General features: G+C 69.0%; 20 protein-coding genes. 7 read left to right on the top strand and 13 right to left on the bottom strand.

The window, feature by feature from the left end:
* Positions 1–28 precede the first annotated feature (28 nt).
* Genes dnaQ through ACQW02_RS26235 form a run of 3 tightly spaced genes read right to left on the bottom strand, consistent with a single transcriptional unit; the run spans position 29 to position 2,176 of the window.
* The gene (gene dnaQ / locus ACQW02_RS26245) at positions 29–748 is read right to left on the bottom strand and encodes a DNA polymerase III subunit epsilon (protein WP_431282866.1); all 720 of its coding nucleotides are present in this window, start codon (positions 746–748) and stop codon (positions 29–31) included.
* On the bottom strand, positions 741–1,340 hold the full coding sequence (gene coaE, locus ACQW02_RS26240) for a dephospho-CoA kinase (RefSeq protein WP_431282865.1): 600 nt from the start codon (positions 1,338–1,340) through the stop codon (positions 741–743). Before coaE ends, dnaQ begins: the two co-directional genes overlap by 8 nt.
* On the bottom strand, positions 1,337–2,176 hold the full coding sequence (locus ACQW02_RS26235) for a shikimate dehydrogenase (RefSeq protein WP_431282864.1): 840 nt from the start codon (positions 2,174–2,176) through the stop codon (positions 1,337–1,339). Before ACQW02_RS26235 ends, coaE begins: the two co-directional genes overlap by 4 nt.
* A gap of 166 nt (positions 2,177–2,342) precedes the next feature.
* Between ACQW02_RS26235 and gshB the strand changes: the two genes are divergently transcribed.
* The 4 genes from gshB (at position 2,343) to ACQW02_RS26215 (ending at position 7,646) form a co-directional block, all read left to right on the top strand.
* Positions 2,343–3,287 carry a glutathione synthase gene (gshB, locus tag ACQW02_RS26230; RefSeq protein WP_431282863.1) on the top strand — a complete coding sequence of 315 codons (945 nt, stop codon included), beginning with the start codon at positions 2,343–2,345 and terminating at the stop codon, positions 3,285–3,287.
* Between the two features lie 90 nt (positions 3,288–3,377).
* On the top strand, positions 3,378–4,400 hold the full coding sequence (locus ACQW02_RS26225; RefSeq protein WP_431282862.1) for an ABC transporter substrate-binding protein: 1,023 nt from the start codon (positions 3,378–3,380) through the stop codon (positions 4,398–4,400).
* Positions 4,401–4,404: 4 nt separating this feature from the next.
* Positions 4,405–6,585, top strand: a complete 2,181-nt coding sequence (locus ACQW02_RS26220) for an ABC transporter permease (protein WP_431282861.1) — start codon at positions 4,405–4,407, stop codon at positions 6,583–6,585.
* Positions 6,582–7,646, top strand: coding sequence for an ABC transporter ATP-binding protein (locus ACQW02_RS26215; protein ID WP_431282860.1), 1,065 nt, complete (start codon positions 6,582–6,584; stop codon positions 7,644–7,646). The genes ACQW02_RS26220 and ACQW02_RS26215 overlap by 4 nt, the downstream gene beginning before the upstream one ends.
* Here ACQW02_RS26215 and ACQW02_RS26210 read toward each other — a convergent pair whose 3' ends face one another.
* Complete coding sequence (locus ACQW02_RS26210) at positions 7,647–8,054, bottom strand: CHAP domain-containing protein (protein ID WP_431282859.1); 408 nt, start codon at positions 8,052–8,054, stop codon at positions 7,647–7,649.
* 156 nt (positions 8,055–8,210) lie between these two features.
* Positions 8,211–9,086: a M48 family metalloprotease gene (locus tag ACQW02_RS26205; protein WP_431282858.1), complete on the bottom strand. Its 876-nt coding sequence runs from the start codon at positions 9,084–9,086 to the stop codon at positions 8,211–8,213.
* 40 nt (positions 9,087–9,126) lie between these two features.
* Between ACQW02_RS26205 and ACQW02_RS26200 the strand changes: the two genes are divergently transcribed.
* Positions 9,127–9,315 (top strand): DUF1674 domain-containing protein, encoded by a 189-nt coding sequence (locus ACQW02_RS26200; protein ID WP_431282857.1) that lies wholly within the window; start codon positions 9,127–9,129, stop codon positions 9,313–9,315.
* A gap of 17 nt (positions 9,316–9,332) precedes the next feature.
* Here ACQW02_RS26200 and ACQW02_RS26195 read toward each other — a convergent pair whose 3' ends face one another.
* Positions 9,333–9,587 carry a hypothetical protein gene (locus ACQW02_RS26195; protein ID WP_431282856.1) on the bottom strand — a complete coding sequence of 85 codons (255 nt, stop codon included), beginning with the start codon at positions 9,585–9,587 and terminating at the stop codon, positions 9,333–9,335.
* Between the two features lie 110 nt (positions 9,588–9,697).
* Here ACQW02_RS26195 and ACQW02_RS26190 point away from each other — a divergent pair, with 110 nt between their 5' ends.
* A complete protein-coding gene (locus ACQW02_RS26190) occupies positions 9,698–10,645 on the top strand; it encodes a dienelactone hydrolase family protein (protein ID WP_431282855.1) in 948 nt (315 codons plus the stop codon).
* Complete coding sequence (locus ACQW02_RS26185; RefSeq protein WP_431282854.1) at positions 10,635–11,306, top strand: phosphoribosyltransferase; 672 nt, start codon at positions 10,635–10,637, stop codon at positions 11,304–11,306. Before ACQW02_RS26190 ends, ACQW02_RS26185 begins: the two co-directional genes overlap by 11 nt.
* A 113-nt stretch (positions 11,307–11,419) precedes the next feature.
* Here ACQW02_RS26185 and ACQW02_RS26180 read toward each other — a convergent pair whose 3' ends face one another.
* Genes ACQW02_RS26180 through ACQW02_RS26150 form a run of 7 tightly spaced genes read right to left on the bottom strand, consistent with a single transcriptional unit; the run spans position 11,420 to position 19,277 of the window.
* Positions 11,420–12,496, bottom strand: coding sequence for a TRAP transporter substrate-binding protein (locus ACQW02_RS26180; protein ID WP_431282853.1), 1,077 nt, complete (start codon positions 12,494–12,496; stop codon positions 11,420–11,422).
* Positions 12,497–12,526: 30 nt separating this feature from the next.
* Positions 12,527–13,282: an ABC transporter permease gene (locus ACQW02_RS26175; protein WP_431282852.1), complete on the bottom strand. Its 756-nt coding sequence runs from the start codon at positions 13,280–13,282 to the stop codon at positions 12,527–12,529.
* Positions 13,279–14,037 (bottom strand): ABC transporter ATP-binding protein, encoded by a 759-nt coding sequence (locus tag ACQW02_RS26170; RefSeq protein ID WP_431282851.1) that lies wholly within the window; start codon positions 14,035–14,037, stop codon positions 13,279–13,281. The genes ACQW02_RS26175 and ACQW02_RS26170 overlap by 4 nt, the downstream gene beginning before the upstream one ends.
* Positions 14,034–15,053 (bottom strand): ABC transporter substrate-binding protein, encoded by a 1,020-nt coding sequence (locus ACQW02_RS26165; RefSeq protein WP_431282850.1) that lies wholly within the window; start codon positions 15,051–15,053, stop codon positions 14,034–14,036. Before ACQW02_RS26165 ends, ACQW02_RS26170 begins: the two co-directional genes overlap by 4 nt.
* A complete protein-coding gene (locus ACQW02_RS26160) occupies positions 15,050–16,159 on the bottom strand; it encodes a xanthine dehydrogenase family Fe-S subunit (RefSeq protein ID WP_431282849.1) in 1,110 nt (369 codons plus the stop codon). Before ACQW02_RS26160 ends, ACQW02_RS26165 begins: the two co-directional genes overlap by 4 nt.
* A complete protein-coding gene (locus ACQW02_RS26155) occupies positions 16,159–16,968 on the bottom strand; it encodes an FAD binding domain-containing protein (RefSeq protein WP_431282848.1) in 810 nt (269 codons plus the stop codon). The genes ACQW02_RS26160 and ACQW02_RS26155 overlap by 1 nt, the downstream gene beginning before the upstream one ends.
* A complete protein-coding gene (locus tag ACQW02_RS26150) occupies positions 16,965–19,277 on the bottom strand; it encodes a xanthine dehydrogenase family protein molybdopterin-binding subunit (RefSeq protein ID WP_431282847.1) in 2,313 nt (770 codons plus the stop codon). The genes ACQW02_RS26155 and ACQW02_RS26150 overlap by 4 nt, the downstream gene beginning before the upstream one ends.

Genomic DNA, 19,277 nt, shown 5'->3' with positions numbered 1-19,277 from the left:
ATGCACACCCCTAATGTTCGGGCGCGGTCTAGCCGTCCCGCGCGGTCTCGGCAAAGGGCGGTTGCAGCCACACCGGGTCCTTCAGGCGCGCGACAAAGGCGGCATGGACCGCCAGGGTCGCCGCATCGGGCAGGATCGGGTGCGGGGTGCGCGGCCGGGTCAGGCCCGCGACCGCGGCGATCGGGGCGGAGTCCTGCTGCCCGGCGCTGGTTTCCGCGGCCAGGGTCAGCCCCGGCTGGCGGCCGCCGCGCAGTTCCAGGTAGACCTGGGCCAGCAGCCGCACGTCCAGCAGCGCATTGTGGGTGCCGCGTTCCGACAGGTCGATTTCGAACCGCCGGCACAGCGCATCCAGGCTGTTGGGGGCGGCCGGGTAGCGTTCGCGGGCGATGGCGAAGGTATCGACCATGCGCTTGCGGTCCAGCCGCGGCCGGCCGGCGCGCTGCAATTCGGCGTCCAAAAAGCCGAAGTCGAAGGGGGCGTTGTGCGCGATGATCGGCGCGTCGCCCAGGAAGGCCATCATCTCCTCGACAATGGCCGGGAACAGCGGCTTGCCGCGCAAATCGTCGCGGGTGAAGCCGTGCACGCGGGTCGCTTCCGACGGGATGTCGCGCTCGGGGTCCACCAGGCGATGGAAGACGCGGCCGGTGGGCAGCAGGTTTTCCAATTCGATGGCCGCGACCTCGATCACCCGGTCGCCCAGCAGGGGGTCCAGGCCGGTGGTCTCGGTATCCAGGACGATTTCACGCATTTGGGCGATACCGCCGGACGAGGCGCCGCACCTGGGCCTGGGCGTGGTGCTTCGACAGGCCGTTGTGCAGCACGTGGTCGGCGCGGGCGCGTTTTTCGGAATCGGGCATTTGCCGCGCCAGGATGGCATCCAGCCGGGCCGGCGTCATGCCCGGCCGGCGCAGGACACGGGCGCGCTGCACGGCGGCAGGTGCCGAGACGACCAGGATCGCATCCAGCCCGGCATGCGGATCGGGCCGGGTTTCGAACAGCAGGGGCACGTCCAACACCACCAGCGGCTCCGCCCGGCGGCGGCAGGCGGACAGGAACCGACGCTCCATCCGCCGCACCAGCGGGTGGACGATGGCTTCCAGCCGCCGCAGGGCGGCCGGATTGCCGAGCACGGCGGACCGCAGGGCCTCGCGCGCCAAAACGCCTTTCACGACGGTGCCGGGGAAGGCGGCGCCGATGGGGCGGACCGCGGCACCGCCCGGGGCCTGCAACACATGCACCGCCGCATCGGCATCGAAGACCGGCACCTTCAGGCGACGAAAGGCGCGGGCGGCGGTGGTCTTGCCCATGCCGATGCTGCCGGTGAGGCCCAGAATCTTCATGTCAGAGGGATATCGGCCGCGACTACGGCCCGCAACGCGGCATCGACCACCGGTTCCACCCCGAACCAGGCGGAAAACCCGGGGCGCGCCTGATGCAGCAGCATCCCCAGGCCATCCACGCCGACCAGCCCCCTGGCCCGGGCGGCCGCCAGCAGCGGGGTTTCCAGCGGCACGTAGACGATGTCGGCCACCACCGCGTGCGTCGGCAAGGGGGACAGGTCGATGATCAATGGCGGCTCGCCATGCATCCCGAGGCTGGTGGTATTCACAAGCAGCGATGCCCCGGCCAAGGGCGGGTCCACTGCGACCTCGATCGGGCCGCCCAGGTCGGCCGCCAGCGCCATCGCACGGTCCAGGTTGCGGTTGACCAGGACCAGGCGGGGGCAGCCTTCATCCAGCAGGCGCGCCGCGATGGCGCGGGCTGCCCCGCCGGCGCCCAGCAGCACCGCCGGCCCGGCATCGGCCCGCCACGCCGGCGCCTGTTCGCGCAAGGATTCGCAGAACCCCCAGCCATCGGTGTTGCTGCCCCAGATGCGGCCGTCCTTGAACACCATGGTGTTCACGGCCCCCGCCCGCTCGGCCGCCGCGTCCCGCTCATCGCAAAGGGCGTAGGCGGCTTCCTTATGCGGGATCGTGACGTTGGCGCCACGAAACCCCAGCGCCATCAGCCCCCGCACCGCCACGGAAAACTCGGCCGGCGCCACCGGCAGCGGCAGATAGGCGCCGTCGATCCCGTGGCGGTCGAGCCAGGTTCCGTGCAGCAAGGGCGATCGGGAATGGGCGACGGGCCAGCCGAGAACCCCGGCCAGGCGTGCCGCCCCTGTCAGGGTGCGCATGGGGGCGAACAAGCGGCACCCTCGGCCGCTGGTCAACACCCCCCGGCCGCATGGCCGGGTTTGCCCCCACACGCAGGGCCGCGGTTGCCTCCCGGCCGCAAGGCCGCGTTTGCCTACGGGCCGAACCTCTGCCATCCGTCGCCACGACCGAAACAGGACCCAGCCGATGACCCGTGGCCTCAAAGTCGCCGTACAGATGGACCCGATGGAGAGCATCGGCATCGACGGCGACAGCACGTTCGTATTGATGCTGGAAGCACAGGCCCGTGGCCACGCGCTGTGGCACTACCACGCACGCGACCTGACCTTCGCCCACGGCCAGGTGCGCGCCAAGGCCCACCCGGTGACGGTGCAGCGCAAGAAGGGCGACCATTTCGCCTTCGGCACGCGTGAGGTGCTGGACCTGTCCACGATGGACGTGGTGCTGATGCGCCAGGATCCGCCCTTCGACATGTCCTACATCACCGCATCGCATGTGCTGGAGATGATCCACCCGAAGACGCTGGTGGTGAACGACCCCGCTTCGGTCCGCAATGCGCCGGAAAAACTCTTCGTCCTGAACTACCCCGACCTGATGCCGGAAACGCTGGTCACGCTGGACCGCGCCGAGATCGCGGATTTCCGCGCGCGACATGGCGACATCATCGTCAAGCCGCTGTTCGGCAATGGCGGCGCCGGCGTGTTCCATCTGCGCCCGGAGGATTCCAACCTCAACTCGCTGCTGGAAATGTGGGGGGAGCGTTCGCGCGAACCGCTGATGATCCAGCAATACCTGCCGGCCGTGCGCAGCGGCGACAAGCGCATCATCCTGATCGACGGCGTGCCGATGGGCGCGATCAACCGCGTGCCCGCGGCGGGTGAATCGCGCAGCAACATGCATGTCGGCGGGCGGCCCGAGAAATCGGAACTGACCGAGCGCGAACGCGAAATCTGCGCGCGCATCGGGCCGGACCTGAAGGCGCGCGGACTGATCTTCGTCGGCATCGACGTGATCGGCGGCTATCTGACCGAGATCAACGTGACCTCGCCGACCGGCTTGCAGGAAGTCGCGCGCTTCGACGGCGTGCATCTTGAGGCGGCGATCTGGGACGCGATCGAAGCGAAGCGCTGACTTCAAACCGTCATCTTTTCGTCACATTCGTTTTCTGGCATGACTCCCTGACGCCCCGGCAACGACCGGGCATCAGGGAGGGTTCACCCCATGCGTCGTCTTTTCCCGGCCGCCATGCTGGCCGCCGTCCTGGCCCTGCCGGTGGCGGCCCAGGCCCAGGGATCGTTGAACCTGTATTGTTCGGCCCAGGTCGAATGGTGCCAGGCGGCGGCCAATGCCTTCCAGCGCGACACCGGCATCCGCGTCAGCATGAGCCAGAAGGGGTCCGGCGAAGTGCTGGCCCAGATCCGCGCCGAAGCACAGAACCCGCGCGGCGACGTCTGGTTCGGCGGCACTGGCGACCCGCATCTTCAAGCGGCCGAGGACAACCTGACGGCCGAATATCGTTCCGCCATGCTCGACCAACTCACCGACTGGGCGCAGCGCCAGGCGCGTGACAGCCGATATCGCACCGTCGGCATCTACGCCGGCGCGCTGGGCTTCGGGTACAACACCGAATTGCTGGCGCGGCGGAATATCGCGCCACCGACCTCCTGGGCCGACCTGCTGGATGCGCGGTTCCGGAACGAGATCCAGATGGCCGATCCCCGCTCCTCCGGCACCGCCTATGTGATGATCGCGACCATCGTGCAGTTGATGGGCGAAGATCCCGCCTTCGAGTACCTGCGCAACCTGCATCGCAACATCAACGCCTATCCGCGCTCCGGCACCGCGCCGATCAAGGCGGTGGCGCGGGGTGAGACGGGGATGTCCATCTCCTTCGTGCATGATGCGGTGACCGAACGCCTGGGCGGCTTCCCGGTCGCCAGCGCGATCCCGAGCGAGGGCACGGGCTATGAGATCGGCAGCATGTCGATCATTCGCGGCGCGCGGAACGAGCGTCAGGCGCGGCGGTTCTACGACTGGGCGCTGACCCCCGCGGCCCAGGCCCTGGGCGCCGAGAACAAGCAATTCCAGACGCCATCCAACCGCGCGACCCCGATCCCGCCCGAGGCGCCGCCGATCGCGCAGATCCGCCTGATCGACTATAATTTCGCGAAATACGGCACCAGCGCCGAACGCCGCCGCCTGATCGAGCGCTGGGAGCGCGAGGTGAACAGCCTGCCGCGCTAAGCCGATGCGCAAGGCGGGGGGTATCGGTGGCGCATTGGGGCTTTTCGCGGCCCTTCTGTTGCCCTGGTACCTGCAACAGGACGGGTTGGGCGCGGTGCCCTGGGCCGGGCTTGCCTGGCTGACCGATGCGGATGCGGGATCGGCACTCGGCCTGGCACTGACCGAAGGCCGCTGGTGGCTCTGGCCCGCCGTGCTGGCCCCGGCGCTGGCGCTGGCCGCGGCCGTGCTGCCCATGGCGCGTTCGATGCGGGCCAGCCTCTTTGCCCTGGCCGGTGGTGCCGGACTGCTGCTCTGGGCCGCGCAGGGCTGGTCGATCGGCGTGCGCGGCTGGAACGCGCCGGCGCTGGAGACGATGTTCGGCGAGGTGGACCGCCAGTTCGGTATCGGCCTCGGCGGCGCGCTGGTGCCGCTGTGCCTGCTTCTGGTGCTGGCGGCGGGGCTGGCCGGGCGCGGTGCCTTCCGCGGCGACCCTTTTACCGCCGCCATCGCGCTGCTGATCACGGCGGGCGTCGGGCTATTCACCTTCTGGCCCCTGGCGGCGATGCTGTCGGACGCGTTTCGCGACACCGCTGGCGATCTTGTGCCGATGGCCATCGTCGGGCGGCTGGCGGATGACCGGCTCTGGAGTTTCGCCTGCCTGATCGGCGGGACGCGTTGCGGCGTGGTGTGGAACACCATGTTCCTCGCGACCCTGACCGCCAGTGGCACCACGGCGCTCGGGCTGGCCTTCGCCTTGCTGGCGGTGCGTGGCCGGCTACGCTTTCCCAAGCCTTTGCGGCTGCTGACGGTGCTGCCGATCGTGACCCCGCCCTTCATCCTGGGCCTCGGGCTGATCCTGATTTTTGGGCGGTCGGGCCTGGTGTCACAGGCGGCTGATGCTTGGTTCGGCATTGAACTTGGGCGCTGGATCTACGGCCTGCCGGGCGTGCTGCTGGCGCAATTGTTCTCCTTCACGCCAATCGCCTTCCTGGTGCTGATCGGGGTGGTGGAGGGGCTGTCGCCGACCCTGGAAGAAGCATCGCGCACCCTGCGCGCCGACGACCGCACGACCTTCTTCAACGTGACCTTGCCGATGCTGCGGCCGGGGTTGGCGAATGCCTTCCTGCTCGGCTTCGTCGAAAGCATCGCCGATTTCGGCAATCCCATCGTGCTCGGCGGGCAATTTGCCGTGCTGTCGACCGAAATCTTCTTCGCCGTGGTTGGCGCCCAGGCGGATGGTGGGCGTGCCGCGGCCCTGGCGCTGGTGCTGCTGGTCGTGGCGCTCGGCGTTTTTGCTGTGCAGCGGCGGCTGACCGCCGGCAAATCCTACGTCTCGATCGGCGGCAAGGGCGATGCGGGGCTGGCGCCGCCGCTCCCGGCCGGCGTGCGGCGGCTGTGCCTGATGGTGGTGCTGCCCTGGGCCACGCTGACCCTGGTGCTCTACGGCCTGGCCATCGCCGGTGGCTTCGTCGAGGTCTGGGGCCGCGATTTCACCCCGACCTTGCGCCACATGGAAAAGGCGTTTTCCGCCGAATGGGGCGAACACGGCCTCGCGCTGACCGGCCTCGCCTGGAACAGCGTGCTGACGACGGTGACGCTGGCCGCGGCCGCCGCACCGCTGACCGCGGGGCTGGGCATCCTGGCCGCCTGGCTGTTCAGCCGGACGCGGTTCTACGGCAAGGGCACCTTGGAATTCGCGACCCTGCTGTCCTTCGCCGTGCCCGGCACGGTCATCGGCGTCGCCTATGTCCGCGCCTTCAACCTGCCGCCGCTGGAACTGGCGGGGACGGCGGCGATCATCATCGCCTGCTTCGTGTTCCGGAACCTGCCGGTCGGGTTGCGCGGCGGCATGGCGGCGATGTCGCAGATCGACAAATCGCTGGATGAGGCCAGCGCCGTCCTGGGCGGCGGCGGGGCCGATGGTTTTCGGCGCATCATCCTGCCGCTGCTGCGGCCGGCCATCATCGCCGGGCTGATCTATGCGTTTGTCCGCGCGATGACGACGATCAGCGCGGTGATCTTCCTGGTCACCGCGGAATACGAACTGGCGACAGTGTTCATCGTGAACCGTGTGATCAACGGCGATTACGGCCTGGCCATCGCGACGGCCGTGGTGCTGATCGGGTTGATGCTGACGGCGCTTGGCCTGATCACGCTGCTCGTCGGCCAAAGGCGCATCGGCCGCAGAAAGGATATGCCCGCATGATGCGCGCCGCCGAAGTCCGCTTCGAGAATGTCTGGAAACGGTATGGCCAGACGGTGGCGGTGCGGGATGTGTCCTTCACCGTGCCGGCTGGGACGCTCTGCACGCTGCTGGGGCCCTCCGGCTGCGGCAAGACCACCACGTTGCGGATGATCGCGGGGCTGGAGCAGACCAGCGAGGGCCGCGTGCTGATCGGTGGGCGCGACGTCACCGCCCTGCCGCCGAACGAACGCGACGTGTCGATGGTGTTCCAGTCCTACGCGCTGTTCCCGCACATGGGCGTGCTGGAAAACGTGATGTACGGGCTGACCGTGTCCCGCACACCAAAAGCCGAAGCGGAATCCCGCGCGATGGAAGCCCTGGCGACCGTCGGGTTGAAGGGGTTCGAGGGCCGCAATCCGTCGCAACTTTCGGGTGGGCAACAGCAACGCGTCGCATTGGCACGCGCGATCGTGCTGCGGCCGTCGGTACTGCTATTCGACGAACCGCTATCCAACCTGGACGCCCGGCTGCGCCGCCGCATGCGGGAAGAAATCCGCGACCTGCAATCCAGCCTTGGCCTGACCGGCGTTTACGTCACCCACGACCAGGCCGAGGCGCTGGCGATTTCGGACCAGGTCATCGTGATGAACAACGCCATCATCGCCCAGGCCGGCACGCCACGCGACCTCTACGAACAGCCGCAAAACGCTTTTGTGGCTGATTTCGTGGGTGAGGCGAACCGCGTCACCGGGCTGCTGACGGCGCGCGACGACACCCACGGGCAGATCGCACTCGGCCGCGCCAGTTTCCATCTGCCGCATCGTGGCCGCCCGACTGGCGAGGTCCCGGTCGCCATCCGGCCCGAGGCGGTCGCGATCCTGGATGCGGACGACCCCGAGGCGGCGCTGCCGGGGGTGATCGAAAAGGCGTCCTACCTCGGCACGGTGATGGAATACGGCGTCACCACCGACCTCGGCACGCTGTTCGTGGTCTGCCCGAATGTGGATCGGGCGCGGCGCGCGGGTGACGCGGTCGGCATCGGCTTCGCCGCCACACGCGGCATCGCGATCCTGGCCGGCTGATCAGGCGTAGATGAAACCCATCGTCGGATAGCCGGTGTTGCCCCAGTCATTCGCCGGCGGATACCAGACGCGTACCAGCGACCAGTCGTTGCGGGCCGAGATATCCAGCACCGGCTGATCCCGCGCGATCCGGCCGCGTGCCGAGCCACTGGCCCAATTGGCATGATCCACGCGGATTTCCCGCTGGCCCGCGATCCGTGCCACGACAGCCAGATGGCCGCTGCGGTTGCGGCTGGTGCGCTGGAACACCAGCACGGCATTGCGCTGCGGCGCCCGACCACGGCGATAGCGGCCCTCGGCGGCGTCCCACCACTGCCAGGCGTCGCCTTGCAGCCCGATCCCGGAGCGTTCCCGCGCGAATGGCACGCAGGACATCGGCCCACCGGCGGCCGCCGTCGAACTTGGCACGCCGGTCCGCGACGGCGCACGCGATGTGCCACAGGCAGCCAAAAGCAAGGGCAGCCCGAGGGCTAGCCGGCGTGGCCAATGCAGAGCGTCAGGATTATCCCCCATCCTGTTGATTGATTAGCGTAATCACGCGACGAAGCACCAGTGAATTTTGAATCACCGGCCCCAGGGGTTGCCCCTCGGCGCGGAGCGGGCACCCGCCATCGCCTCCAGCGCCGCGACACGGTCGCTGGTGGCGGGATGAGTGGAAAACAGCCGCGACAAGCCGCCGGCAAAAGGGTTCACGATGAACAGATGCGCCGTCGCGGGGGTCGCGTAGTGGTTCGGCACGTCGCGCCCCTGTTCCAGCCGTAGCAGGGCCCCAGCCAGCCCCAGCGGATCGCCGGCGATTTCGGCACCAATCCGGTCAGCCTCGAACTCACGCGTGCGGCTGACGGCCATCTGGACGATCATCGCGGCCAGGGGCGCCACGATCACCGCCAGCAGCACCCCAATGATGCCCAGCGGGTTGGATCGCCCGTTGTCGCCCCGCCCGCGCGCGAAAAGCCCGCCGAACTGGGCGAGCATGCCGATCCCGCCCGCCAGGGTCGCCGCGATGGTCATGACCAGCGTGTCGTGGTTGCGGATATGGGCCAGTTCATGCGCGATGACCCCGGCGACCTCGCGTTCCGGCAGGCTCCGGAGAAGGCCCGTGGTGACCGCGACGGCGGCATTGCTGGGACTGCGGCCCGTGGCAAAAGCGTTGGGCTGGTCGTCGTGCACCAGGTACAGCGCCGGCATGGGCAGGCCGGCGTTGGCGGCCAGCCGCGCGGTCATGGCATGCAGCTCGGGGGCTTCGGCCGGCCCGACCGGTTCGGCGTGCTCCATGCGCAGCACGGCCCGGTCGCTGGACCACCAGGCGAACAGGTTCATGCCGGCGGCGATGGCCAGCGCGACCAGCGCACCGCCCTGCCCGCCGATCGCCGCCCCCGCGGCGACGAAGATCGCGGTCATGGCAGCCAGCAGGATCGTGGTTCGCAGATATCCGCCCATGGGGGTCGTCCTTTTCGCCCAAAGCCCCCAAGTGGGGTGCATGACGAAGCAACCTCAAGGGGCAACCGCCCCCGAACCCGTCCCGGCGGCGAAGCCGGTCCCGCCCGCGCCGGCCGTCACCAAGCCGGCACCGCCCGCCGAACCCCCGGCCGAGTATGGCGGGCCGGCTGGCCCGGAACCCACCCGCTACGGCGATTGGGAACGCAAAGGCCGCGTGTCGGATTTCTGATCCGACCGCCGGGTCGGTCAATCCCGCTCCGGTCCCGTGTCGGCGGACTGCAGGATGGCCATGACCTCGACCACCCGCGCGCTGGCCGCGCGGCGGGCAACCCGGCCGATGGCGTCATCGCCCTCGAACCGCGTGAAGGCTTCCAGCACCTCGGCCGCGCTTGCGCCGGTGCGGTGGATGTCCGCCAGCATCGTCTCGTCGATCGCGCCCAGTATGGCCGTGATGTCGGCGGCGGTGGCCGGTTGCGCTTCGTCGTCCCGGCTGCCGCTCATGGCCCGCCCCCATGCGGTCCCGGTGATCGCTGCGCCGCGGCGTCGCGATCGAGATGTGGCAGCGTGGGATATCGGCCTCGACACGTTCGGCGATCGGCGCCTGTCCGCGGATGCGCGCCCGCAGTATCGGCGACCGCGCCACGCCCTTGAAGGTGATTTGCAGCGGCAAGGCCATGCTGGTCCCCTCCCTGGTATGTCAACACGCCGGCGCGCAGCGTGTGGCGCGGATCATACCAATCCGAGAAGCCGCGGCCTTGATCGACGTCAATCAGTGCCGCGGTAACACCGGTGAGGCCTACGCAGGATTGAGCGAGGTCAAGGCATTCGCGCGCGCGATCGTGCATCGTTTCGCCCTGCACAGGACAGTTCGGGAGGAGGACATGTCCGCTTCGCCATCACATCCTGGCCATCGCGCCATACGGATCATCATACCACCGATGGGGCTGGCCGGCATGCTGGAGGTCCCCGCCCAGGCCGAGGCCACCGTCGTCTTCGCCCATGGCAGCGGGTCCAGCCGCCACAGTACGCGCAATCGCCAGGTCGCCGAGGCCTTGCGCCAGGCCGGGCTTGCCACCCTGCTCTTCGACCTGCTGACCGAGGACGAGGCCGCCGATCGCCGCAAGATCTTCGATATCGGCCTGCTGGCGCAGCGGCTGGGCGCAGCGGTGGACGACCTCGCTGATCATGCCGAGACGCGCGGCCTGCCGATCGGGTTGTTCGGCGCCAGCACCGGTGCGGCCGCCGCGCTGGTCACCGCCGCGACCCACCAAGCGGCCATCGGTGCCGTGGTCTCTCGCGGCGGAAGACCCGACCTTGCCGGTGAGGAGGCGCTCCGCAAGGTCACCGCACCCACCCTGCTGATCGTCGGCGGCGACGATCGCCAGGTGCTGTCGCTGAACGAATGGGCACGCACCCGGATGACCTGCCACGTCGAACTCGCGATCGTGCCGGGGGCCACCCATCTGTTCGAGGAAGCGCACGCGCTGGAACAGGTGGCCCGGTTGGCCGCGGACTGGTTCCGCGGCTGCCTTGTGGAGGACATCGGCCATGTTCGCTGACGCCCCCGCGCGCTTTGCCGATCGCGCCGAGGCTGGGCGGTTGCTGGGCCAGCGGCTGCGGCAGATGCACCTCGTCCGCCCCATCGTCTACGCATTGCCACGCGGCGGCGTGCCCGTGGGCGCCGAGGTCGCCGAAGCACTGGGCGCACCGCTCGACCTGATCCTGGTGCGCAAGCTCGGCGCACCGTTCCAGGCCGAACTTGCGATCGGCGCGGTGACCGATGGTGGGGAGGCCGAGACCGTGCTGAACGACGACATCATCGCCGCCACCGGCGCGACCGATGCCTTCATCGAGGCGGCACGCAAACGCGAGATGGCCGAGATCGAGCGCCGGCGCCTGCTTTACGTCGCCAACCGCCCGCGTCCCGACCCGCGCGGCCGCGCCGCGGTGGTGGTGGACGACGGCCTGGCGACGGGTGCGACGGCGCGGGCGGCGTTGCGCGCGCTGCGTCGCCGTGGCCCCTCGCCCCTGGTGCTGGCCGTACCGGTCGGGACGCCCGACACCGTCGCCGCGATGCGAGCGGAAGCGGATACCGTGGTGTGCCTGCACGAAGCCCGGCCGCTTCACGGCATCGGCGCCTTCTACGCCGACTTCCATCAGCTTGCGGATACGGAGGTGATCCGCCTGCTCGATACCGCTGCCGCGCGGATGGCGCGGTGAACCCGTGACGACCCAGTCGGCATGACGGCCTGGTGCCGGCCGCGAACCGAGGCCCCTTCGACACTGGAGCACTTGCGCGCCGGAGGCATCTCCGGCGCGCAAGTGCGCCAGCCTTACCGCGCCGGCGGCACCGCGTTGGAGAAGCGGAAGGCGTCGAGGTTGAAGTCCGCCACCCGCATCCAGCTGTTGCTGTTCTCCAGGAAGGCGCGCCACGGCGCGTAGAGCGTCTTGAAATCTTCGTTTTCGCCGACGATCTCGTCGAAGACTTCGAACGAGGCGCGATACGCCGCTTCCATCACCGGTCGCGGGAACGGCCGCAACTGCACGCCCTGGGAGATCATCCGGCGCAGCGCCGGCGGGTTGGCGACATCGTAGCGCGCCAGCATCAGCATGACCTGCTCATTCGCCGCGACCTCGAAGGCCGCCTTGAACGCGTCGGGCAGCGCGGCCCAGGCGGGGGCCGAACAGAGGGCCGTGATCTGCGCGCTGCCTTCCCACCAACCTGGGTAGTAGTAGTAGCGCGCGATGCGGTGGAAGCCGAGCTTCTCGTCATCCGCGGGCCCGATCCATTCGGCCGCGTCGATCGTGCCGCGTTCCAGCGCCGAATAAATGTCGCTGGCCGGCAATTGCTGCGGCACCGCGCCGAATTTCGCCAGGATGCGGCCACCGAGCCCGCCGATGCGCATCTTCAGCCCGGACAGATCCTGCACGGTGTTGATCTCGCGCCGGAAGAAGCCGCCCATCTGCACGCCGACATTGCCGACCGGGTGCTGCACGATGTTGAACTTGCGGAAGAGCGCGCGCATCGGCTCCATGCCGCCGCCCTCGTTCAACCAGGCGATCTGCTGCCGGGCGTTCAGGCCGAAGGGCAGGCCGCCGTCGAAGGCGAGGGCCGGGCTCTTGCCGATGAAGTTCGAGGTCAGCACATGGCCGCATTCGACCGAACCATTTTGCACGGCATCGAAGGTCTGCAAGGCGGGCATCAGCTCGCCGCCAGGAAAGGCGCGGATTTCGAAGCGGCCTTCGGTGATCTGGCCGACGCGGCGGCAGAAGGCCTCCGCGGAACCGTAGATCGTCTCCAGGCTGCGTGGCCAGGCTGTCGCCATGCGCCAGCGCACCTGCGGCGTTTGCGCGCGCGCCACGCCCGGCATCGCAAGCCCGGCCGCGATGGCAAGGCCGCCGCCACTCATAACAGACCGTCTATCCATCACATGCCTCCTTCAATGACCCGTTGCACCACGGCGCCACGGCATCGCGCGCCGTTCCACGAAGCCGACCAGGGCGATCAACGCCATCCCGATCACGGCCAACAGCATCAGCGCGGCAAAGACGCGCGCCGTATCGAAGGAGCCCTGCGCCGAAAGAATGACGTGACCCAGACCATTCTGCGAGGAGACGAATTCCCCCACGATCGCACCAACCAAAGCCAGCGACATCGCGACCTTCAGCCCAGCGAAGATCGAGGGCAGCGCCGCGAAGAATTTTATGCGTAGCAGCACCGACCAACGCGAGCCGCGCAGCGCACGGGCCAGGTCAAGCACGTCCGGCGGCGCGCTGCGCAAGCCAAGGGCGGAATCCACGACCACGGGAAAGACCGCGACAAGAAACGCCACCAGGATCTTTGGCGGCGAACCCGTGCCGAACCAGATCACCAGCAGCGGCGCCAAGGCCACCTTGGGCACGCTGTTCAGCGCGACGAAGGGCGGAAACAACAGCCGTTCCAAGGTGCGGCTTTCGGTGATGAGAATGGCGAAGGCGACACCGAAGACCGCCGCCGCCGCGAAGCCGGCCAGCGTGATCCCCGTGGTGAAGGCGGCCTGCTGCGCGTACCACAGCGGGAAATCCCAGATCTCCGCGAACACGGCCGATGGCGCGGGCACCAGGTAGCCCGGCACGCCAAAGCCACGCACCGCCGCTTCCCAGACCAGCAGTGCCACGACGATGCCGATCAACGGCAGCAACGCACCCCGCGTCATGCCGCGTCCCGCAGCAGGCCCATGGATTCGAAGGTCGCGCGCAGATGGCGCGACAGGGCGATGAACTGCGGTTCCTCGCGCACCGACAAATGGCGTGGCAGCGGCAGGTCCACCTCGATCTGTTCCAGCACCCGTCCCGGGCGCGGGGCGAAGACGATGACGCGGGTGGCGAGGAACAGGGCCTCTGTGATGCTATGGGTCACGAACAACGTGGTCATGCGTCGTTCGACCCAAAGCCTGTGCAGATCAAGGTTCAACTGATCCCGCGTGATGGCATCGAGCGCCCCAAAAGGCTCGTCCATCAGCAGCAGCGGCGGGTCTTCCAGCAGCGCACGGCAGATCGCGGCGCGCTGGCGCATGCCGCCCGAAAGCTCGGCTGGCCAGGACCCGGTGAAATCGGAAAGCCCCGTCAGGTTCAAGAGTTCGCGGGCACGGGCGACGAGCGCCGGCGTGCGGCCGCCGCGCAGGTCGGCCGGCAGCAGCACGTTGTCCAGCACGCTGCGCCAGTCCAGCAGGGCGTCGCGTTGCAGGGCGATGCCCAGGCGCTCAGGCGGGCCGATGACCGGCTTGCCGTCCAGGGTCAGCGACCCGGAGGACGGCACCTCAAGCCCCGCCAGCATGCGCAAAAACGTGCTCTTGCCACAGCCCGAGGGGCCGAGCAGTGCCACGAACTCACCGCGCCCGATGTCCAGTGTCACATCGGCAAGCGCCTGCGTTTCCGCAAAACGCTTGCCCAGGGCACGGGCCGAGATCACGCCCCGGCAAGCCGGCGGATCGCGGCGACGTCCAGCAGGTCGTTGGTGAAATAGGCGCCAGGCGCCTCACGCCGTTCGATCTGCCCGGCCCCGGCCAGGTTGTCGACGCCCGTCGCCCAATCGGATTCCGCCATGATGCCAAGCGGCTGGCCCGCCGTCGCATCGCTGGTGAAGAAGGTCTTCATGCTGTCGATCTGCGCGCGCAGCACGGTCGGGTTCAGCCGGGCCTGCGGCTTTGCGGCTTGCATGGCGCGGATGGCTTCATCCTCGGCACCGGCCGCCACGGCCATCCAGGCGGCGGTGGTGATGCTGGCGAAGCGGCGCAGCGCGGGCGCCCGCGTGCCGATGCTGCGCTCCGTCGCGAAAAGGCCAAAGGACGGGAACACCAAACCATGATCGGCGAAACGGATCGCGCCGGCGGGACGCTGCGCTTCGACCAGCGGGACGGCAAAGGGGATCGCGCTGAACACGCCATCGGCGCGACCCGCGATATAGGTGCCGATCTTGGCCGCGGCATCGACGCTGAGAAGCTGCACGTCCGTGCGCTGCAAATTCCCCGAAGCCAGGAAACGATCCAGGAACGGCGTTTCCAGCGATCCCGGCGTGAAGGCCAAGGTGCGGCCGCGCAGCGCCGCGACGGCAGCCGGCCCGGTCTCCGTCGGCATGCGATCACGCGGCAGCATCAGCCCGATGTCGTTCTGGCGCGCGAAGCTCGCGATCGCCCGCACCGGGATGCCGCGCCCCCGCGCGATCATCATCGGGGCCAGCGACGCATGCCCCACGTCGAACTGCCCGTTGCCGACCAGTTGCACCGTGGCAACCGAACCATTGCCGTCCTCGATCGAGACATCGAGGTCTTCACGCGCATACCAACCGCGCGCCATCGCCAGATAGAAGGGCGCCTGGCTGCCCCAGGTCGACCAATCGAGCCGCACCGCCATCCGTTCGGCGGCAAAGGCAGGCCGCGCCAGGAAAGGGACGGCGAGGGCAGCAAGGGCAAGGCGGCGGGTGGTCATGGAGAGCCTCCATCACGACGGGTGAAGCGCGCGGAAAGCCACGCACGAAGGGATAGGAACAACAGGGCAAACAGCGATGGCGGTGGTGCTGCCGTCACCGGCGCACCGGCCAGCAGCTTTGCAAGATTCGCGCCGAACTCGCGCGCCATGCGGCCGACGAGGTCACGCACCAGCCCACCGCGCGCAAAGCCGGCCAGGGCGCCGGACAGGCGCCAGGTGATGTCGACCTCGACCTGGCAATTGTCGCCCTGCGGGACCACGCGCCAGGCGACGCTGCCGACGGCGCCGCTGCCGGTGCCGCCGTCGCGCCCGCTGCCGGTCAGCCGGCCGCTGCGCGTGGCAGCATCGGCACTGGCTTCGCCGCTGCCGGCGAAGGCGACCTTGATGGGGCCGAGGGCCACGCGCATCCCGCCCTCAAGCCGCGTGCCGTCCCAGGCCGTGATCTCGGCCCCGGGCAGGCAGGCGGCGACCCGTCGCGGGTCGGACAGGATGGCAAAAACCGCATCGGCGGGCGCTGCGATGGCCAGGGTTTCGGTCACGCCCGCGGCACCCGCCGGCAGGCTGACGGCGGTGACAGGCTGCGCGGCGACCGGTGCCGGCGCGATGGCGCGCGCCTCGGCAACGCGGGTTTCGGGCGGCTGCGGCGCGCGGCCCGCCGCGACCGACATCACCGCCGCGACGATGCCCTGGTAGCCGGTGCATCGGCAGAGGTTGCCGGCGAGTTCGGCACGCACCCGCGCCTCCGGCTGTTCGCCGAGCCGCAGCACGATGTCGCGCGCGGTGATCAGCATCCCCGGCGTGCAATAGCCGCATTGCAGCGCGTGATGCGCGGAGAACGCGACGCGCAGTGCCGCCATCACCGGATCATCGTCGAAGCCTTCGATGCTGCGCACCGAGGCCCCATCGCATTCCACCGCGCGCACCAGGCAACCACGCACCGGCACGCCATCGACCAGCACCGTGCAGGCGCCGCAAGCACCCTGTTCGCAGCCAAGATGCGTGCCGGTCAGGTCCATCGCATCGCGCAAGTGGTCCGCCAGATGCGTGCGCGGCACGACAAGATGTTCGACGGATCGGCCATTCACCGTCAGTTTCAGCGGCACCATCAGTGCATTCCCTGCAACGCGCGCACCACGGCCGCGCCGCGCAAGGCACGCCCATCCGCATCCAGATGCGTCAGCAGGCGCGCGCATTCGACGGGCGCGACATCGACGGCGGCCGGCACGCCGCCCGCGCGCAAGGCGGTCGAGGTTTCCAGCAGCAGCATGGGCGCTGCATCGATTGCACCGACAGCCACGCGGCACAGCGCGCCATCCAACACCGCGCCACCCAGCGCATCGGCGAAGGCGCCGGTCTTGCGGTTGACCTTGCACCAACCCCAACGCGCAGTCTCCGACAGGCGCGGCAGGTCGCAGCCCGTCAGGATCTCATTGCCGGCAAGTGCTGTGGCATAGGCGCCGGTCACGAAATCCGCGGCGGCGATGGCGCGCGCGCCAGACGGGCCCATCGCATGCACGCTGCCATTCAACAGCATCAGCACCGTCAGCCAGTCGGCAGCCGGATCGGCATGCGCCAGGCTGCCGCCAAACGTCCCCCGGTTGCGCACGCCGCGATAGGCGATGCCGGCGGCGACATGCGGCAGCAAGCCGCGCGTCATGTCCTGCACCAAGCCATCCTCGATCGCCGCATGGGTGTGCCCGGCGCCCAGATGAAAGCGGGACTCGTCCGCCGCGAAATCGCGCAGCCCGATCGGCTTCAGGTCAATCAACCGGGCCGGGCGAGCCAGCCGCAGGTTCATCGTCGGCGAAAGGGATTGTCCGCCCAGGAACGGGCGCGCATCGGGATCGGCCACCAGACTTGCAACGACATCCGCCAGGCTTGTGCCGCGATGGTAATCGAACGATGCGGCCTTCATGCGCTGGCCGCCGCGATGGCGGCGCGCACCCGTGCCGGTGTCGCCGGCACGGCAGCAACCACCGCACCCAGCGGCCCCAGCGCATCGTTGATGGCATTCACCAAGGCGCCCGCCGGCGCGATGGCACCACCTTCGCCGACACCCTTGATGCCATGCGTCGTATGCGGCGACGGCGTTTGCGTATGCGCGATGCGAAAAGCCGGCACATCGGTCGCGCCCGGCAGCAGGTAGTCGAGCAAGGTAGAGGCCAGTGGCTGGGCATCGTCGCTATAGGTGCATTCTTCCAGCAACGCCGTGCCGATGCCTTGCGCGGCGCCACCGCGGGTTTGGCCCTCGACGATCATGGGGTTCACCATGGTGCCGCAATCCTCGACGATCACGTAGTCCAGGATCTCGGTCCGCCCCGTCTCCGCATCCACCGCGACCTTGGCGGCATGGGTGGCGAAGGAGAAGACGCCATTGTCGGTGGTGGGCTTGTAGCCCTCGGTCGCTTCCAGCCCGGCGGTGTTCACGCCCTCCGGTAGCGTGTCGGGGCGGATGTACCAGGCGCGGCCGACCTCGGCGAAATCGATGCTGGCGGCGCCGGCGTGCAAGCGACCGTCGCGCGCGACGACATTCTCCGGTTCGGTCTGCAGCAGGTGTGCGGCGATGGCGCGGATGCGTTCGGCTACCACGCCGCCGGCACGCGCGACGGCGCCGCCCGCCATCACGATGCCACGGCTGGCATAGGCGCCGGTGGAGAAGGGCGTTTCACCGGTATCGCCGAGCGTGACGCGAATGTGTTCCAGCGGCACGCCGGTCGCGGTATGCGCGACCTGGGCCAGGGTCGTCTCCAACCCCTGGCCGATGGTGTGAATGCCCGCGCGCACTTCCAGCGCGCCATCGGGTGTGAGCTTCACACTGGCCTGGTCGAAGCCAGGCACCAGCGGCAGGCCCCAGGCGGCAAAAACCTTGGTGCCATGGGCGGATTGCTCGGTGTAGGTCGCGAAGCCGATGCCGATGTAGCGGCCCTTCTCATCCCGCCGCGATCCCGCGCGAAACGCGTCCAGGCCGACCATGTCGCGCGCCTGCGCGAGCGATGCCGGATAGTCGCCCGTGTCAAAATGCTTGTTGGTGATGTTGACATAGGGCATCGCCGACCCGGGCACGAGGTTTTCCGCCCGCACATCCGCGGCTTCCCGCCCGACGGCGCGGGCGATCGCATCGATGGTCAACTCGATCGCGAAGCACACACCCGGCCGCGCCACGCCGCGATACGGCGCGAAGGGCGGCTTGTTGGTGGCGACGGAATAGACCTCGCAGCGATAGGCCGGGACGACATAGGGGCCGGGCAGGTTGCCGCCGGCCTGCGCGGCCTCCAGCACCGCCGTGAATGGCCAGACGGAGTAGGCGCCGGTATCCACCTCCACCTCGGCATCCAACGCCAGCAGTTTTCCACGCGCATCGGTATGCGCGGTGATCGTGTAGTGGTGTTCGCGGGCATTGGCGCCAGCGACCAGGTGTTCGCGCCGGTCCTCGGTCCAGCGAAAGGCCGCCTTGCGCGTTAGCGCCAGCCAGCAGACCGCGATCTCCTCCGGCTGCAACAGGCATTTGTAGCCGAAGCCGCCACCGACATCGGGCGGCGCCACGCGGATCATCGCCTGCGGAATGCCAAGAACCTCGGCAAGTCCGGTCCGGATCAGGTGGGGCACCTGGGTGGAGGTATGCACCACCAGCATCGCGGTGCGATGATCCCACCGGGCGACAAGGCCCTTGCCCTCCATCGGGTGCATGACCTGGCGCGCGCAGGTCAGGTCGAGGTGGATGGTATGCGCAGCCTCGACCGACACCGACTTGCCGACGCTGCTGCGCAGGAAAAGATTGTCGCCCCAGTCGGGATGCAGCAGGGCGGCCCCCGGCGCACGGCCCGCGGCGCAGGAGGCGATGGCCGGCAGTTCCTCGTAGGAGACGAACACCGTATCGACCAGATCCTCGGCCTCGGCCCGGCTATCCGCGACGCACATGGCGATCGCCTCGCCGACATAGCGCACGCGGTCATCCGCCAGCACCGGCCATTCCGACAGCTTGTAGCCGGGAATGCCGGACCGCGTGACGATGGGCTTTACCCCCGTCAGGTCCGCCAGGAACAGCACGTCGCTGCCCACCGGCGCCGTGCGCGCCGTGATGCGCGCATGGGCCAGGGGTGAGCGCAGGAAAGCAACCTCCCGCAGCCCCGCGATGCGAATATCGGCGACGAAACGCCCCTGGCCCGCCAGATGCCGCGCATCCTCCTTCCGAAGGACACTGGCGCCGATGCCCTGGCCGTCCAT

Source organism: Humitalea sp. 24SJ18S-53 (assembly GCF_050632385.1).
Lineage (GTDB): Bacteria > Pseudomonadota > Alphaproteobacteria > Acetobacterales > Acetobacteraceae > Humitalea.
The sequence above is the reverse complement of the archived record's forward strand: the minus strand, read 5'-3'. Positions and strand labels throughout refer to the sequence as shown.

Coding starts and splice junctions, on each gene's coding strand:
- dnaQ (WP_431282866.1), bottom strand. CDS start 748: ATGCGTGAAATCGTCCTGGATACCGAGACCACCGGCCTGGACCCCCTG.
- coaE (WP_431282865.1), bottom strand. CDS start 1,340: ATGAAGATTCTGGGCCTCACCGGCAGCATCGGCATGGGCAAGACCACC.
- ACQW02_RS26235 (WP_431282864.1), bottom strand. CDS start 2,176: ATGCGCACCCTGACAGGGGCGGCACGCCTGGCCGGGGTTCTCGGCTGG.
- gshB (WP_431282863.1), top strand. CDS start 2,343: ATGACCCGTGGCCTCAAAGTCGCCGTACAGATGGACCCGATGGAGAGC.
- ACQW02_RS26225 (WP_431282862.1), top strand. CDS start 3,378: ATGCGTCGTCTTTTCCCGGCCGCCATGCTGGCCGCCGTCCTGGCCCTG.
- ACQW02_RS26220 (WP_431282861.1), top strand. CDS start 4,405: ATGCGCAAGGCGGGGGGTATCGGTGGCGCATTGGGGCTTTTCGCGGCC.
- ACQW02_RS26215 (WP_431282860.1), top strand. CDS start 6,582: ATGATGCGCGCCGCCGAAGTCCGCTTCGAGAATGTCTGGAAACGGTAT.
- ACQW02_RS26205 (WP_431282858.1), bottom strand. CDS start 9,086: ATGGGCGGATATCTGCGAACCACGATCCTGCTGGCTGCCATGACCGCG.
- ACQW02_RS26200 (WP_431282857.1), top strand. CDS start 9,127: ATGACGAAGCAACCTCAAGGGGCAACCGCCCCCGAACCCGTCCCGGCG.
- ACQW02_RS26195 (WP_431282856.1), bottom strand. CDS start 9,587: ATGAGCGGCAGCCGGGACGACGAAGCGCAACCGGCCACCGCCGCCGAC.
- ACQW02_RS26190 (WP_431282855.1), top strand. CDS start 9,698: ATGCGCGCCCGCAGTATCGGCGACCGCGCCACGCCCTTGAAGGTGATT.
- ACQW02_RS26185 (WP_431282854.1), top strand. CDS start 10,635: ATGTTCGCTGACGCCCCCGCGCGCTTTGCCGATCGCGCCGAGGCTGGG.
- ACQW02_RS26180 (WP_431282853.1), bottom strand. CDS start 12,496: ATGAGTGGCGGCGGCCTTGCCATCGCGGCCGGGCTTGCGATGCCGGGC.
- ACQW02_RS26175 (WP_431282852.1), bottom strand. CDS start 13,282: ATGACGCGGGGTGCGTTGCTGCCGTTGATCGGCATCGTCGTGGCACTG.
- ACQW02_RS26165 (WP_431282850.1), bottom strand. CDS start 15,053: ATGACCACCCGCCGCCTTGCCCTTGCTGCCCTCGCCGTCCCTTTCCTG.
- ACQW02_RS26160 (WP_431282849.1), bottom strand. CDS start 16,159: ATGGTGCCGCTGAAACTGACGGTGAATGGCCGATCCGTCGAACATCTT.
- ACQW02_RS26155 (WP_431282848.1), bottom strand. CDS start 16,968: ATGAAGGCCGCATCGTTCGATTACCATCGCGGCACAAGCCTGGCGGAT.
- ACQW02_RS26150 (WP_431282847.1), bottom strand. CDS start 19,277: ATGGACGGCCAGGGCATCGGCGCCAGTGTCCTTCGGAAGGAGGATGCG.